This window comes from Streptomyces sp. KMM 9044 (assembly GCF_024701375.2).
Classification (GTDB): Bacteria; Actinomycetota; Actinomycetes; order Streptomycetales; family Streptomycetaceae; genus Streptomyces.
The window spans coordinates 75,596-91,326 of the sequence record NZ_CP113912.1 but is presented as its reverse complement, the minus strand read 5'-3'; the positions used below and the strand labels follow the sequence as shown (position 1 = coordinate 91,326).

The window sequence follows — 15,731 nt, the reverse complement described above, 5'->3', positions numbered from 1 at the left end:
CGAGCGATGGCGCAACACCGGCTTGCGATTGCCGGCGGCCGTGGTGGCCGAGGCGGCCTCGGCAGGGCGCCTCACGCGGCCGGCTCGACGAACTCGGCGCCGCTCCGTCCGGCGGGCGTGGGGGTCTGCGACGTCGTCCCCCGTGACGCCGTGGCAACGACCGTCGAGCGGGGGCACGCCCTCGCTCGCCATCGGCGGCCGCCGTGGCGGCGACAAGGATGTTTGACGGTCGGCGGGGCGGCTGTCGATGTCTGTGGGACGCGCCGGACACGCTGGTTTCCCGCGCCATGTCACAGACGGCCGGGCTGACTCGTCTCAGGTTTCGGAGACAGACGCCGGTGGCGGAAAGCTGGTGATCATGCGGGTGTTCGTGGCGGGCGGGACCGGTGCCATAGGGCGGCGGCTGGTGCCGCGGCTCGTGGCCCGTGGCCACCAGGTGACGGCGACAACGACGAGCGCGGCCAAGCTGGGTCTGCTGAAGCAGTTCGGCGCGGACGGGGTCGTGATGGACGGGCTGGACGCGGTGACGGTCGGTGAGACGGTGGCCACGGCCCAACCGGACGTGATCGTGCATCAGATGGCCGTGGTCAGTGGCGAGAAGGCCGATATCAAGCATCCCGACCGGTGGTTCAACACCACCAACCGCCTGCGTGCGGAGGGCACGGACCACCTGCTGGCCGCTGCCGAGGCGACCGGGGTCACCCACTTCGTCGCGCGCAGCACCGGCATTGCGAACGGCATCCGTGAGGGCGGATGGGTCAAGACGGAGGAGGACCCGCTCGACCCGGAGGAGAGGACGACGGCGCGGGAGACGGCGGAGGCGGTCAGGCACCTCGAGGAGGTGATCGTCACGGCTGGCGGCGCGGCCCTGCGATACGGCGGACTTTACGGGCCGTACGTTGTCGACGAGCGGGTCGAACTGGTGCGCAGGCGGCAGTTCCCCCTCGTCGGGGCCGGCACCGGCCACTTCTCATGGGTGCATCTCGACGACGCGGTGAACGCAACCGTCCTGGCGGTGGAGCAGAAAGCGCACGGCGTGTTCAACCTCGTCGACGACGAGCCGGCCCCGGTCAGCGAGTGGCTGCCCTATCTGGCCGAGTGCACAGGGGCGAAGCGGCCGAGACGGGTGCCCAGGCGGCTGGGCCGACTGCTGGCCGGGGAAGCGGCAGTGACAATGATGACCGAGGGGCGCGGATTCTCCAACGCCAAGGCCAAGCGGGAACTGGGCTGGGAGTTGCGTTACCCTTCGTGGCGCCAGGGTTTCAGGGAAGGGCTGGCATGACGCGGACCGAGGAGTTCGAGGAGCTGCGGCCCCTGCTGTTCTCGATCGCCTACCGGCTGCTGGGCAGCGTGAGCGAGGCCGAGGACGCCGTCCAGGAGACCTGGCTGCGTTACGAAACCTCCCTGACGCAGCCGAAGTCGACCAAGGCCTTTCTCTCCGCCACGATCACCCGGATCTCCATCGACGTGCTGCGCTCGGCCCGCTTCCAGCGGGAGGAGTACGTCGGGCCGTGGTTCCCCGAGCCGCTGCTGACCGATCCCGCCCAGGATCCGGCCCGGTCGGCCGAGCTGGCCGACTCGGTGTCGACGGCGGCCCTGTTGCTGCTCGAACGGCTCAGCCCGCTCGAGCGGGCGGTCTTCGTCCTGCGGGAGGTGTTCGGGTTCGGCTTCCCCGAGGTGGCGGCCACCGTGGGCAGGTCCCAGGCGGCGTGCCGCCAGCTCGCGGTGCGGGCGCGGCGCCACATGGATGCGGGACGCCCTCGGTTCGAGGCGGACCGCCGGGAGCGGGAAAGGCTGGCGGCGCGGTTCTTCGACGCACTCCGGGAAGGTGACTTCGAGGGGCTGCGGGAGCTGCTCGCCGCCGACGTGTCGCTGGTCGGGGACGGCGGTGGCAAGGCTCCGCAGTTCGCCAGGCCCGTGGCCGGTGCCGAGAACGTGACCCGGCTGCTCGCCTCGGTCTTCCCCATGCTGGCGCAGGTCGATGTGACGATGGAGCGACGCGAGGTGAACGGCCAGCCCGGCGCGATCTTCCGCGCCCGGCACAACAAAGTGCTCAACACCTGGACGCTCGACGTACTCGACGGACAGATCCAGACGATCCGTGCGGTGACCAACCCTGACAAACTCGGTCACCTGGGTCCGGTGGCGGACGCCTGGGCGATCAACCGCGCGGTGAGGCAGGCACGCCGGCCCGGAGACTGACCACCGATCCGCCGGGGAAGGGCGGGCGGCCAGGGAGTCCCCGGGTTCAGTGGGCGCCGACGCTCCTCGAGTGCTGAATGGCACGGTGTATGTCGAGGACGGCGGTGGCGCGGTTCAGGGTGATGTAATGCAGCCCGGGGGCGCCTTCGTCGAGGAGACGTTCCGCCATGGCGGTGGCGTGTCCCACACCGATGCGGTGTCCCTCGGCCGGGTTGTCGCGGGCCCCCTCGAGACGGTGGGCGAGATCCTCCGGAAAGGTGGCGCCGGACAACTCGGCGAAGCGGCGGATCTGGCGTACGTCGGTGGCGGGCATGATCTCCGGGATGATCGGGATGTCGCAGCCCGCGGCCAGGACCCGGTCGCGCAGCCTCAGGTAGTCCTCGGCCCGGAAGAACATCTGCGTGATGGCGTAGTCGGCACCCGTCCGGCACTTCGCCACGAAGTGCCGGACGTCACTCTCCCAGTCCGGCGAACGCGGGTGCATCTCGGGAAAGGCCGCCACACCGATCACGAAGTTGCCCAGGGACCGCACGAGTTCGACGAGCTCATGGGCATACGTGAACCCCTGGGGATGCGGCGTCCAACGACCCCTGGGATCCTCGGGCGGGTCGCCGCGCAGCACCAGCACGTCCCGGATGCCGGCGTCCGCGTACATGCCGATGATGTGGCGCAGCTCGGCGACCGAGTGGCCGACGGCGGTCAGGTGGGCGACGGGACGCAGCGTGGTCTCGGCCGCGATGCGCCTGGTGACGCCGATCGTCCGGTCACGGGAGGAGCCTCCGGCCCCGTAGGTGACCGAAACGAAGTCGGGGTGCAGGGCCTCCACGCGGCGGATGACGTCCCAGAGGGTACGCTCGCCGGCCGCGGTACGGGGCGGGAAGAACTCGAAGGAAAAGGTCGTCATGAGACTCTGCCTGCGTTGAAATCCCGCCGACTGCGGAAGTCCTCCAGGGAGGTCTCGCGGAGGGCGGGAGAACGGTTCTCGCTCGTCACGTGCCCACCGGTCGTGCCTCGATCCCGGCTGCTGCCCCCGGTGCCTACGTGCCGGCGATCCGGGCCGAGAACTCGGCGGGGACCAGCTTGTGCTCCTGGGTGCCGACCGTTTCCAGGACGGTGGTCGCCAGGGCGGCAGCCCACTTGCGCCAAGTGTTCCGGCGACAGGCCGCGGCCGGCGGGGTGCCCGGCCCGGAAGGCGTCGCCGGCGCCCGTCGGATCGGCGACGCGTTCGGCGGGGACGGCCACGGGCGGGGCGCCCGCGCCCTTCTCGTCCAGTCCGTCGCCGCTACCGGCGCCGGTTCCGACACGCTTCTCGTACGTCATGTCCACACCCTGCGCGATGTCCGGCGACTGGGCGCCGATCGACACCGGCACGCCGCAGGAGGCACTGTCGAAGCCCTTGGCCGACGAGTCGTAGCCGATCTCGAGGATCTTGCCGCGCACCAATTGCGCGATCGGGACGTGCGTCGTGGAAGTGACTTCACCGGCCATGTGCATCAGGCCGGTGGTGATCAGTGTCTTCACGGTGACCCGGGACCCGGGGTCGCCGCACAGCAGCGCGTCGAGGGTCATGTCGCTGATCTGGTCGGCGATCTCGTCGGGGTGGCCCGCGGTGACGGGTTCCGAGGTGAAGAGGCACAGCGCCCCGTTCCGCTGGGACCGCGCGCGAGTCATGGTGGGTTCCTCTCGTCGGGGATCCGGTGTCCGGAGGGCGTGCTCCTCGCAGAGGGGACACGCCCCGGCGTCGGCAGGGTCAGCGCTCGCCGACGGCCTCGTCGGCACGAGGAGCGGTCATGTCTTGGAGCGGACCGTCCGGTGGCGACGCCTTTTCCCTGCTGTTCCGCGAGGACTTCGCGTGGCCGGTGATCGCGAAAGCGGCTGTCACGAGCACGATGCTTTTCAGGATGTACTGCCCCTCAAGGGTGCAGATGCCGTACTCCTTCCAGGTCTGGTCAGGGAAGAGGAACAGCGGGGTAAAAGTTCCGACCATGTGCCCGAGCAGCACGATGATCGTCGGCGCGAGCGCTTTTCCGCTGATCAGGAATATCCCGATCGCTGCTTCCAGTCCACCGGTCAACACGGAGGCGACAGTGCCCTCGATCGCTCCGAACGTCAGCCGCTCCGTGGTTTCCGCAGCCAATGACTCCGCCGCGCTGACCCCCGGGAACAACTTGGGCAAGCCGAACCAGAGAAAGATGATCCCCATGGAGATCCGCAGTGCGACGATTCCGAACGGGTACCGAATTCTTCGAGGGAGCGTACGGTTTTGGCATAGATACGCGTGAACATTCATTCCCCCGACATTGCGTATCAGGCGTTGCGGTAGGCGACTCGCACGGCCATGTCCGTCAGTTGGTTGCGCCACACCGGGTCTATGGGCGCGTCGACGATGGCCTTGCAGCCCCGCTCGACGAGGTCGGCGATGTGCTTCTCGACATCGGAGGGGACACCGGTGTCCAGGAGGCGGCCGCGCACCTCGGCGGGAGAGTGTCCCGGTTCCGTGATCAGGCTGCGGATGCGCTCGTCCCGCTGCATCGCCCACCCGAGAAGCAGTGTCATCTTGTGCTGGCTGAAGTCGAGTCCGGCGGGTTTGCCGGTGTCCGCGGAGTTCCCGAACGCGTCCAGCAGGTCGTCGCGGAGCTGGAACGCCTCGCCCACTGCCTCGCCGTACTCCCTGAAGGCAGGGGCGAGGCCGGCGTGTCCCGCTACGCTCGCCCCCACGGCCAACGGCCGGTGAATGGTGTAGTGGCCGGATTTGACCAGGGCGATCAGCCGGGAGAGCAGGGGATCGACGGAGAATTCTGCGGCCGCGGCGAGATCCAGGTACTGACCGATCATCAATTCCGAGCGCAGCGTGTTCCATACCGGGACCACCGTCGACGGCGCCCGGGACATCAGCTGCTCCGAGTAGACCAGGGCCAGATCTCCGACGAGTACGGCCACGCTCTCGCCGAACCGGCGCGACTCGCCCTGCCACGCGTGGCGGTGGTGCAGCGCGGAGTGCTTCGCGTGGACGGTCGGCTCGCCGCGCCGTTGGACGGAGGCGTCGAAGATGTCGTCGTGGACGAGGGCGGAGACGTGCAGCATCTCGAGAGCAGCAGCAGCAGCCACGATCCCGGGGGCCTCCGGATCACCGCCCGCGGCGAGATGACCGGTGATACAGAAGGCGGGCCGGACGCGCTTGCCGCCCGACGCCACCAGGTCGGACAGTGCGTCGATGGCGACGGCGGCCCGCCCGTCCACCTTGGCCCAGACATCGCGCTCGGCCGCGAGGAAGGAACGCAGCTCCCGCTCCACGCGCCGCAGCAGTTCCTCACTGGTGCGGCGCGCGGTGGCGGCCGGCTCCCGGTCCGCACCCGACCAGGAGGTCACTTCCGTAGTCACACGTTTCTCCTTGTGCAGAGGGATGAGCACTTGGGGCAGCAGGGAACCGGGCCGACGGTTCGGCCGGCTTCCGCCATGCGTACCGTCCCCGCCGGCCGTGAGCCGCGTCGGGGCTGTGCGGCCTCCTCACCATTCGATCAGTGCGAGTCCGGCTGCCATGCCGCCACCGAAACCGGCGAGGAGGATGAGGTCGCCGGGGTGGAAGGCGTCTTGGCGGGCGGCGGTGTCGAGGGTGATGGGGAGGGAGGCGGCTCCGGTGTTGGCGTAGTGCGTGAGGGTCTGGTGCATGGTGGCGTTGGGAAGGGCCAGGTCGGTGAAGACGGTTTCGAGGAGGCGGCCGTTGGCCTGGTGGGGGACGAAGTGGCGGATGTCGTCGGGAGTGACGCCGGCTTCGTGGAGGAACTGTTTGGTGAGCCGGGGAAGGTGGTCGGTGACGAAGCGGGCGACGTCGCGTCCGGTCATGGTGAAGTACTGTCGGCCGGTGTCGAGTGCGGGGTGGTCCAGGGGGTGGCGGCTGCCGCCGGCGGGGACGTGGATCAGGTGGGCGAGTTCGCCGAAGGTGTGCTGGGTGATGTGGCGGATGCGTGGGCCGTGGCCGGTGGTGCCCAGGACGAGTGCGCCGGCGCCGTCGCCGAAGAGAATGACGGTTTTGCGGTCGGTGGGGTTGAGGATGCGTGAGTAGGTGTCGGCGCCGATGACGAGGGCGTGGCCGCCCTGGCGGGTGAGGATGCCTTCGGCGGCGGAGAGCGCGAAGACGGTTCCGGAGCAGACGGCGTTGATGTCGAAGGCGGCGGCGTTGGTGGCACCGAGATGGTGCTGGACGTAGGCGGCGGTGGGCGGCTGGGGCCTGTCGGGCGTGGACGTGGCGATCACGATCGCGGACAGGTCGTCGGCGGTGATGCCGGCCGAGGTGAGTGCGCCGTGGGCGGCTTCGGTGGCCAGGTCGGAGGTGGCCTGGCCGGGTGCGGCCCAGCGCCGCTGTAATATTCCGGTTTTGCGGGTGATCCAGGCGTCGTCGACGCCGGCTGCCGCGCCGACCTCGTCGTTGGTGACAATCCGCTCGGGCACGTAGGCACCCGTGCCGAGGACCCTGACGTCTTTCATGCGGCTGCCCTCCCCTCAAGAGTATGGAAATCAGTGCATGTACAGACCGGCGGTGCAGGGCCCCGGCTCGCAAGGGAGCAGCCCCGGCGGAGCCGCCCGCCTGCCCGCGGGGCCCGTTGGCGCTCTAGCGCTTCGCGTAGATGCGTTTGTGGCCGCTGAGCCCGGCCAGCCGGAAGGGCCCGGTGGTCTGCGCCGGGGTGGGGTGGTCGCCGCCGTCGGTAGGGAAGGACCGCTTGTGCAGTTCGCGGTAGTCGGCGTAGCCGAGCGGCCTGCGCCGGCCGATCACCCCGCGGTGTGCCGCGGTCCGCAGATGCTCCCGGTACCCGGGAACGACGGTGCCGGCGAAGAACTCGGCAACACTGCCGGAGCCGTAGCTGAGGAAGCCGACAGGCCGGCCGGTCAGGTCGTCCGCCTGGTCGAGCACCGAGGCGAGACCGAGGTACACCGAGGCGGTGTAGCTGTTGCCGATGACGGTGTTGTACGACGTGGTCTGTCCGATGGCGCGCTCGACCGTTTCCTTGTCGGGGTCGTACCCGCAGTAGTTCATCAGGTGGCGGTGGGCCTTGTAGGCCATCTTCGTGAACGGCTGGTGATAGCAGAGCGCGGCGAACTTCTCCAGCGAGCGGCCGCCCTGCTCGCTGTAGTCCTTCCAGCTTCCCTCCACCGCCTGCAGATACGCGGCGATGGACTCCTGCCCGTCGACCAGTGCGGCCTCGCGGTAGTTCGGCCGCCAGAAGTCCATGACGTCGGCGGTGAACAGGCCCGAGGGCTCCTCGATGCGCACCAGGGCCGGGTCCGCGCCGACCAGCATGGCCACCGCGGCCGCGCCCTGGGTGGCCTCACCCGGGCTGTCCAGCTCGTACTTGGACACGTCGCTGGCGACCACGAGGACCTGCTGAGCGGGATCGCGCCGCACCAGGCCGATGGCGAACTGCAGAGCCGCCGTCGCTCCGTAGCAGGCCTGCTTCAGCTCGACGACCCTGGTGGCCGACGGCAGCCCGAGTAGGGAGTGCACGTACACGCCGGCCGACTTGGCCTGGTCGATCGACGACTCCGTCGCGAGGACGACCGTGCGTATCCGGTCCGCGCCGTGCCGGGCGATGACGGGGGCCGCGGCGGCGGCGCCCATGGTCACGATGTCCTCGTCGGCGGCGGGCACGCTCATCGACCGCTGGCCGATGCCCACGTGGTATTTGCCGATCTCGGTGCCGTTGTATTCGGCGAGTTCCGTGTGCGGCAGGACGAACTCGGTGGTAGTGAAGGACAGATCGTGAATTCCGATCGCGGAATCGTTGGACATCCCCTAAGCACCAACCTTTACTGTCTTGTCGTCACGTTCCAACTGGACGTGTGCGCGCATGAGTTCGCCGGGGTTCGTCTGCGCCGCCAGGAGTGAGAGCTCACCGCACAGCACGGTCGCCGCCGCGATGACGGCGAGCCGGCGCGCGTTCTCCCCGGGCGCACGGTCGGCCCTGCAACCGAGCCGGGTCAGGTTCGTCTCCACGAAGCTGAGGCCCTTGCCGTTGCCCACCGTGCCGACGATCAGGTTCGGCAGCGTGCAGGCGAAGTACAGGTCTCCGTCCCGGTCCTCGGCCATGACGACGCCCTGGGAGCCCTCGACGATGTTGGCCGCGTCCTGGCCCGTCGCCAGATAGAACCCGAGCAGCATGTTCGCGAAGTGGGCGTTCGCCGAGCGGATGCCGCCGGCGAGCAGGGTGCCGAGCATGTTCTTGCGGATGTTCAGCTCGACGATCTTGGCGGCCGTCGTGTGCAGGACGTTCTCGACCACGTCACGCGGCACGAGCAGTTCCGTGACCACGTTCTTGCCGCGGCCGAGGATGCCGTTGACCGCGGTGGCCTTCTTGTCCGTGCAGTAGTTGCCGGAGATCGATCCGTAGGAGATGCCCGGGATCGTCTTCAGCAGGTGCTGCAGGAGCGCGTCGGAGGCGAGGGTGGCCATGTTGTGGCCGGAGGCGTCTCCGGTGGAGAACTCGAACCGGACGAACAGCAGGTTGGCGTTGATCTCGTGCCGGATGCCGATCAGCTGGGCGAACCGGCTGCAGCCGCGCACCACCTCACGCAGTTCGTCGATGTGCGCCTCCATGGTCCGCGCGGCCGTGTAAGCGGTCTGCGCGTCCGTCGCCTCGACGAGCACCGAACGTGTCATCCGCTCGTCCACGAGCGTGGCGACGATGCCCTGCTCGGCCAGCATGGAGACCTTCGCTCCCCGGCCCACCGACGGCCACAGCGGCGACTCGTAGGTGGCGAGAGGCACCTGGGTCTCGGTGGTGGTGACGTTCCCCGAGATGCGCAGGGGGCCCACCCACCTCATCGGGACTCCGGCGATTGCGTGCGCGTCAGTCATCATGTGCTCCCGTCGTCTTGTGGAGGGCGCTGGAGGAGCCGGACCGCTGGGCGAGCGGCCGCGTGTCGATGCCCCGGTCGGTGCAGAAGGAACGAAGGTCGCGATGGACCAGCAGGTCGCTGCGTGTCAGGTCGGCGGGGGTGCGCGCGCCGAGCATGGTCATCAGCCCCGTGAACTGGTCGAGCCACGTCGAGATCTGCGAGACCAGCGCGGACACGCCGCCGTCGAGGAGGGTGCGCAGGAAGCCCCCGGACGCACCGACGCCGGAGGCACCGAGGGCCAGTGCGCGGGCCACGTCGAGCGGATGGCGCACGCCGCCGGAGGCGAGCACGGGGATGCCGACGCCCTGCGCGTCCAGGAGGCAGGCGGCGGTGGACTGCCCCCAGCCGTTCATGAAGGCGTAGTCGGCGGGTTCCCGCCGACCGTTCTCGATGCGGGCGAAGTCCGTGCCGCCCCGGCCGCCGAGATCCGCCACCCGCACGCCCAGGTCCCGCAGCGTCAGGACGGTCTGCCGGCTCAGCCCGTTGCCGACTTCCTTGACGATCACGGGGACGTCGACGTCCGCGGCGATCTTCTCGATCTGCGGGACCCAGGAGGAGAACGACCGGTCGCCCTCCGGCATCACCGTTTCCTGCGCCGTGTTGATGTGGATCTGCAGGGCGTCGGCTTCCAGCAGGCCGACGGCCCGCCGCGCCTGGTCGACCGATGCCGTCGCGTTCACGTTCGCCATGACGAACCCGTCGGGGTTCTCCCGGCGCAGCACCTGGAACGTGTCGGCGCACGAGGGGTCCTTGAAGTACGCGCTCATGGACCCCGACGCGAGGGGCACCCCGGTCTCGCGGGCGGCGGTGGCCAGGTCCCGGTTGATGATGCCGGTCTTCACGCTGCCGCCCGTCATCGCGTTGATGTAGAGCGGCACCTGCCAGGAGATGCCGGCGAAGGCCGTGGCCAGGGACACGTCCGGCCGGTCGATGCCGGCCAGGGCATGGTGGACGAACGACACGTCGTCGAACTGGTTGCGTCCGCTGTGCTCGTGCTGTTGCTCGACGGCGAGCCGTACATGGTCGTCCTTGCGCTGAGCGATCATTTCTCGTTCCCTTCCAGGGCGGGACGGAACGGCAGGGGCAGCACCCCGGCCGCCTCCCATCGCTGCCGTACGTACGAAATGTCCGATGCCGCTTCGGCGTCCAGTAGGGCGATGCCGCAGTCGCCGCCCCCCGCCCCCGAGGGCTTGGCCGCGCCGCCGACGGCTTCGGCGGCGGCACAGAGCGCTGTCAGCCTGGCCGTGAAGATCCCGAGGCCGACCTCGTCGTCCAGGCGGGCAAGTTCCTGCCGGGCCCGGCGGATCTGATCGAGCAGTCCCTGAGGGTCGCCGGCCTCGAGCGCGGCGACCGAGGCGTGCACACAGTCGGTGGTGGTCTCCACGAACCGCCGGTGGGAGGCGGTGCCCCGCCAGGTCCGGCGGTGCAGGTCGGACACGAGGTCCGCGGTGGAGGCCGGTTCTCCGGTCCAGCCCACCTCCAGCGAGAGCCCCCGGGGCGGCGGCAGCCGGCGCACCTCGAAGCCCGGCCAGGGCGCGTGCAGCGTCCTGTCGACCCCCAGGCGCCGCGCCAGGTCGAGTACGGCGGCACGGTCGGGCGCCCGGTACGCGATCCAGCCGCCCCACGTACTGGCGGCGAGATCACCGCCGGAGCCCTTGGCGTCGATCTGCGCCGTGGCGAGCATGGCCAGGCGGAAACGGTCGTCGGGCGACAGCTCCATGCCGCAGAAGGACGCCACGGCCGCAACGGTCGCCACGGTCACCGCGCCGCTCGAACCCAGGCCGAACTTCCTGCCGTTGTCGTGCAGACGGCTGCCCACCGAGACGTCCAGCGCGGGCACCGGCAGGCCCCGTTCGGCCAGCAGCCGGCCCACGACCTCGATCGCCGCGATCACATGGGCGAGGGCGCGCGCCCGTCGCGCGCCGTCCTCACCGCGCACGACGAGCCCGCCCTCGTGCCACCGCGCCCGCGCCGGTTGCGTACCGAGGTCGGAGGAGAGCACGGTGTCGGCGTCGGCGGAGCCGGACACGGTGACCGTCACGTGCCGGTCGACCGCCACCAGGATCGCCGGGTTCCCCGGCTCCACCACCGCGTACTCGCCCGCGACGAACAGCTTGCCCGGCGCGCGCCGGACGACCGCGCCCTGCCGTGTCATCGTCCGTCCTCGTTCAGCAGACGGGCGCCCGGTCCCGGTCCGGCGACGTGCGCCGCGCCGTCCGGGACGGCGCGGCGCACGGCCTCGGCCACCCGGTCCGCGTCCGCGCGGTGGCAGAGCACCTTGACGTTCGGGCCCGCGTCCATGGTCGCGTAGGCAGGCACTCCGTCCCGCCGGAGCTGGAGTACCCGGTCGAGCACGGTGAGCGTGGCCGACGACAGGTAACGCACCGCCGGGCGCGCCGCCAGCATGGTCGCGTGCATACCGAAGGCGTTGCGCTCCGCGATCTCTCCGACCGCGTCGAGGTCGCCCAGCCGCAGCGCCGTCCGCATCTCCGCCAGGTCGTCCCCGCTGGAGTCGGCCCACGCCCCGTACAGCGGGGACGTGTCGACGGTCCGGCGCATGGCCTCCCGGCTGGAGACGGCCTTGGGTCCCGCGTTGACCACGGCGACGACCAGCGCCGGGTCGAGGTCCGCCACGGGCACCGGTTCGGCGTAGGAGCAGAGGTCCGCGTCCGTGCCGGTGCCCCGGCCGGCGTGCCAGACGGCGAAGCCTGCGAAGACCGACCGCGACGCCGACCCGGACCCGCGCCGAGCCAGGCGGGACAGCGCCGTGGCATCGGGATCGAGTCCGTACGCGCCGGCCGCGGCGACGGCCAGAGCGGCGAACCCGCTGGCGGAGGAGGCCAGGCCCGCCCCGGTGGGGACGGTGTTCTCGGTCTCCACCACGGCCCGGTGCGGGAGCCCGGCCCGCTCCCGCACCAGTTCCAGGAACGCGATGACGCGCCGGTGTGCCTCGCCCGTCGCGGGTACGCCGTTGAACGTCACGTCGTCGTTCGAGGCTCCGGGGGCGAGCCGGACACGGGTGGTCGTCGGGAAGATGTCCAGCGTCATCGACAGGCTGTCGGTCCGGGGAAGGATCAGTTGCTCGTCGCGCTTGCCCCAGTACTTGATCAGGGCGATGTTCGGGTGCGCGACGGCGGCGGCGCTTCCCGCGCTGCCCTGCTCCTGCGGCCGGACCGGGGTGGCGTGTTCACTGCGCATGGTTGTCGAGCCCCTTCAGCGGTACGACCCACGTCTGTACGGCACCGGCCTTGTGCAGCCGCCGGGTGACGTCCCTGGCCTGCTCCGGCTGGGCCAGGGCGATCATGCAGCCGCCCAGACCACCGCCGGTGATCTTGGCTCCGAGGCTGCCCGCCCCGAGCGCGGTCTCCACCAGGGCGTCGATCCGGTCGGTGCTCAGGCCGGCCGCGCGGAGCAGTCGGTGGTAGTCGGTGAGTCGTGGGCCGAAGTCCTCCGGCTTGCCGTCGGCGAGGGCCTGCTGGGCCGCGCGGGTCAGATCCGACGCCCGGTCGACGAACCGCTCCTGTGCGCCGGCGTGGTGCCGGAATCTCTCACGCAGCAGCTCGACCGCTTCGTTGGTGCTGCCCGCGACACCGCTGTCCGCGATGATGAACAGGCCGTCCCAGCCGATCCTCAGCTGCTGGACCTCGCCCGCCTGAAACAGCAGCGGGGCGGAGGCACCGACGGCCCGGGCGTCGACCCCGCTGGCCCGGCCGTGCGTCATGTTCTCCGCCGTTTGCACCAGGTCGAACGCCGCACTCTCGGTGAGTTCGAGGCCGAAGAGGTCAGCAAGGGCAAAGACGATCGCACGCGAGCTGGCCGCGCTGGAGCCGAGCCCCCGGCCGAGCGGGATCGCACTGTCGAGGAGCACGTCGAGGTGCGGTTTGCCTGCCACGCCCATTCTGGCCTTGAACTCGGTGAACAGCCGGCGCAGGCCGTCGGAGCTTTGCGTCACCATCGCCCGCGAGGGGGAACCGGTCATCGTGTAGGACAAGTCGCCCTGGCTGTCGGAGGGCCGGGAGGACCACCCGGCGTTGGCCGTGACCGTCAGTTGCGGAACTGGAAGGGCGAGCGCCGGAGCGCCGTAAACGACCGCGTGCTCTCCCAGCAGGATGGCCTTGGCGTGGGCGCGGCCGATGCCTACTGAGCGGGCCCGGTGGCTCTCTGACACCTCCTCCACTGAGGTCGGTAGAGTCAACGCACTCAGCTCCCTTTGTCTTTTCTGCATGAAGACCGCATCGTCTGAGAAAGGAATGAAGCAGAACGCCGGATGCGGCCGTGTCCGCGAAAGCAGGCTGCTTTCGCGGACACGGCCGCTCAGGGCGATGGAGCGGCGGGCCGTCGGACGGCACCGCTCTTCGGGGACGGCACGACCGTCAACCACTGCACTCGACAGGGAGCTTCGTCCACCGGCCGTCGATACCGCGTGGTGCCGTCTCGGCGGAGGCATCCACGCGTCCCGCCCTCCGTGCGCCGGTGCGCGGAGACCAGGCAGGTTTTCGGGAGCGCGGAGGGAGGGACCGGTCCGTCCGCGTGCGGCGTGAGACCGTCGTATGCCGCGTCAGCCGGGCCCGGGCGACGCCAAGTCTCCGAGCAAGCGTTTGATCGGGTACGGAAGAGGCTGATGCCCTGCGGGCGCCGGCCCGGTCTGCCGTGCGCGGACCGGCGGCCACGACACGCGCCTCTGCTGCGCAGCGGTTTTTGGGCAGGGTAGATGTGGGTGAATAGTGACACGGAGGTGCCTTGACTCCAACACCGGACCGAAGTGATCTGGGTCACTTCGAGCGGAGTCGGCCGCGCATCGCACCAGGACGTCGTGTCGAGCGGATGCCGCGGTCGGTGCAGGGGAACGCGTCGGCCCTGCCGGGGACTTCGACGACTGGCCGCCGCCGGCCGGCCCCCTTGCCCTCCGCACCGGCCGGCTCCACCGTCGTGGGCCCTGGGGCCGGGCACCCGGACACTTTCGGTCCCGCCCGGCGCACTGCCACCCGCGCCCCCGACGAGAAGGGGGACGCCTCGGGGACCGCTGAGGCCCGGCTGCGCCGAATCGGCATCGGTCACGCCGCCCGACGGCCGGCGCCCCGGAAGGGCCGGCCGGACGCACGCCCGGCCCGGGCCGCGAGACATGCCGCCCCTGCCCGGACACAGCCGCAGCGCGACGACGGTCTCCGACGGAGATACCGGAGCCGGCGACCTTGCCCGGGAGGCGCCCGCGGAACGAACACGCAAGGTCACCGGCCGCCCAGGGGCCGGTGGTCTGGGGCGTCGCCGGTCAGGACGGACGTCTCTGACACTCCTGCGTCCCGGCCCGGCATCAGGACGTGAGCCCGGGCCGAGGGGGCCGGGGGCGTCCACCGGCAGGAAGGGCTCTGTCGGCAAGGCGTCCCCGCCGGTTGCCCGGGCGTTTCCGAGCCCCATGCCCGGCCGGGGCACGGGGCCGTCGTGATGCGGTGGGCAGCCCTGCGGAAGCGGAACACCGCCACCTCACCGCTCACTCGCACCGGGGCCGCCGCCCGGCACGTCCTCTGCCGCCGCCGGGTCAGGACCGACGCTGCAGGGCGATCTCCGTCAGCTCCTCGATGTCGAACTCCGAGCGACGGTGCGGCGCACCGTAGCGGGTTATCTTTCCGCGGCTCACCCACTTGCGAATCGTCGCTTCGGACACGCCCACGGCGAGTGCGGCCACTTTTGTGGGGACGAGCCTGTGGCTCGGGGGCTTGATCATGCGGTGGCACCCTTTCGCTGCCGCTCCATTAGTTTCCTGAGGCTGAGCCACTCGCGAACTTCCCATGAATGCCCCGAAGAACAGGTGATGCTGCTGCTTCCCGTGTTCCCGCCACTCCGAGGAGAGGCGCTGATCGTCCCGGAGCAGTCTTCCACGACGCACTTTCTGGCGACTCCTCGGACAACGCTCGGGTCGGGATCGATGGTCCGACGCAATTCGACGACGAGGCTCTCGATTTCGTCCGCGAAGTCGACCGTCGAGGGCTGCGCAATGAGCCACTGCAGGTGCAGGGTGAGGAACCGCGCCAAGTGGGGCACGGTGCGGTGCGGTGCAGTGGTTCCGATTCTCTCCACGACCATTCTCGACCATGACTCGAGAATGGCGAGAATATTGTGACGGACATCGAGTACCGAAATGTCAATGTAGTCGCGCTTCCGGCTACCCGACACCTTTGTCGGATTCGTCTGCCGGGGCGGCGGCGACACACTGTGCAGACATTCCTGATGGAGGCCGGGGAGTGCGCGCAGGTTGCGTTCCACTCGTTTGATGCAGGGAACGCACAGAACGGATCCGACGGCGGCACGGATTTCCTGATGGTGACCTCTGGGGCATGAGAGCGACCTCATCGAAGTTCCTTCGCGAGGCAGCTCGCCCCCACAACTGCTGTGCGCCGCATGAATATCCCATGCCAGTTCCGGAGCTGAGGCAGTATTCCCTGTCCGTGATTGATCGCCTTCGTGAAGAAACTCCATACTCTGCTTTCCGCCCGGTGCGGTGGGGGTGTGCGAGCCCGAAGAGCATTCGCGGGACGGCTCTTCGGCGGGCAGTCCAATTACCCGACCAGAGACTCGAGTCTCGATACAGCCTCGTTCGGGGACTGCTAGCGGAAGCAGCCCGGCGGTCCGCACACGCGGTG

General features: G+C 70.0%; 14 protein-coding genes and 1 pseudogene. 2 read left to right on the top strand and 13 right to left on the bottom strand.

What is annotated here, in order from left to right; all coding sequences use genetic code 11:
• The first annotated feature begins 358 nt into the window (after positions 1-358).
• Positions 359-1,282, top strand: coding sequence for an NAD-dependent epimerase/dehydratase family protein (locus tag HUV60_RS33410; protein ID WP_257854083.1), 924 nt, complete (start codon positions 359-361; stop codon positions 1,280-1,282).
• Positions 1,279-2,202, top strand: a complete 924-nt coding sequence (locus HUV60_RS33405; RefSeq protein ID WP_257854082.1) for an RNA polymerase sigma-70 factor — start codon at positions 1,279-1,281, stop codon at positions 2,200-2,202. The genes HUV60_RS33410 and HUV60_RS33405 overlap by 4 nt, the downstream gene beginning before the upstream one ends.
• 46 nt (positions 2,203-2,248) lie before the next feature.
• On the opposite strand, the gene metF is transcribed toward HUV60_RS33405, so the two are convergent.
• From metF to HUV60_RS33340, 13 genes and pseudogenes are all read right to left on the bottom strand, one after another.
• Positions 2,249-3,106 (bottom strand): methylenetetrahydrofolate reductase [NAD(P)H], encoded by an 858-nt coding sequence (gene metF / locus HUV60_RS33400; protein WP_257854081.1) that lies wholly within the window; start codon positions 3,104-3,106, stop codon positions 2,249-2,251.
• Positions 3,107-3,453: 347 nt separating this feature from the next.
• Positions 3,454-3,873: pseudogene (locus tag HUV60_RS33395) on the bottom strand (S-adenosylmethionine synthetase N-terminal domain-containing protein); the annotation flags it as partial.
• Positions 3,874-3,952: 79 nt separating this feature from the next.
• Complete coding sequence (locus HUV60_RS33390; RefSeq protein WP_257854080.1) at positions 3,953-4,405, bottom strand: hypothetical protein; 453 nt, start codon at positions 4,403-4,405, stop codon at positions 3,953-3,955.
• Between the two features lie 104 nt (positions 4,406-4,509).
• Positions 4,510-5,583 carry a polyprenyl synthetase family protein gene (locus HUV60_RS33385; protein WP_257854079.1) on the bottom strand — a complete coding sequence of 358 codons (1,074 nt, stop codon included), beginning with the start codon at positions 5,581-5,583 and terminating at the stop codon, positions 4,510-4,512.
• 126 nt (positions 5,584-5,709) lie between these two features.
• Positions 5,710-6,687 (bottom strand): 3-oxoacyl-ACP synthase III family protein, encoded by a 978-nt coding sequence (locus HUV60_RS33380; RefSeq protein ID WP_257854078.1) that lies wholly within the window; start codon positions 6,685-6,687, stop codon positions 5,710-5,712.
• A 124-nt stretch (positions 6,688-6,811) separates the two neighbouring features.
• Positions 6,812-7,987: a hydroxymethylglutaryl-CoA synthase gene (locus HUV60_RS33375; protein WP_257854077.1), complete on the bottom strand. Its 1,176-nt coding sequence runs from the start codon at positions 7,985-7,987 to the stop codon at positions 6,812-6,814.
• 3 nt (positions 7,988-7,990) lie between these two features.
• A complete protein-coding gene (locus HUV60_RS33370) occupies positions 7,991-9,052 on the bottom strand; it encodes a hydroxymethylglutaryl-CoA reductase (protein WP_257854076.1) in 1,062 nt (353 codons plus the stop codon).
• Positions 9,045-10,139 carry a type 2 isopentenyl-diphosphate Delta-isomerase gene (gene fni, locus HUV60_RS33365; RefSeq protein ID WP_257854075.1) on the bottom strand — a complete coding sequence of 365 codons (1,095 nt, stop codon included), beginning with the start codon at positions 10,137-10,139 and terminating at the stop codon, positions 9,045-9,047. The genes HUV60_RS33370 and fni overlap by 8 nt, the downstream gene beginning before the upstream one ends.
• Positions 10,136-11,248, bottom strand: a complete 1,113-nt coding sequence (locus HUV60_RS33360) for a phosphomevalonate kinase (RefSeq protein ID WP_257854072.1) — start codon at positions 11,246-11,248, stop codon at positions 10,136-10,138. The genes fni and HUV60_RS33360 overlap by 4 nt, the downstream gene beginning before the upstream one ends.
• Positions 11,245-12,291: a diphosphomevalonate decarboxylase gene (gene mvaD / locus HUV60_RS33355; protein WP_257854071.1), complete on the bottom strand. Its 1,047-nt coding sequence runs from the start codon at positions 12,289-12,291 to the stop codon at positions 11,245-11,247. The genes HUV60_RS33360 and mvaD overlap by 4 nt, the downstream gene beginning before the upstream one ends.
• Positions 12,281-13,261, bottom strand: coding sequence for a mevalonate kinase (gene mvk, locus HUV60_RS33350; RefSeq protein ID WP_257854070.1), 981 nt, complete (start codon positions 13,259-13,261; stop codon positions 12,281-12,283). The genes mvaD and mvk overlap by 11 nt, the downstream gene beginning before the upstream one ends.
• 1,368 nt (positions 13,262-14,629) lie before the next feature.
• The gene (locus HUV60_RS33345; RefSeq protein ID WP_257854069.1) at positions 14,630-14,815 is read right to left on the bottom strand and encodes a hypothetical protein; all 186 of its coding nucleotides are present in this window, start codon (positions 14,813-14,815) and stop codon (positions 14,630-14,632) included.
• Positions 14,812-15,354, bottom strand: coding sequence for a hypothetical protein (locus HUV60_RS33340; protein ID WP_257854068.1), 543 nt, complete (start codon positions 15,352-15,354; stop codon positions 14,812-14,814). The genes HUV60_RS33345 and HUV60_RS33340 overlap by 4 nt, the downstream gene beginning before the upstream one ends.
• Positions 15,355-15,731: the final 377 nt, after the last annotated feature.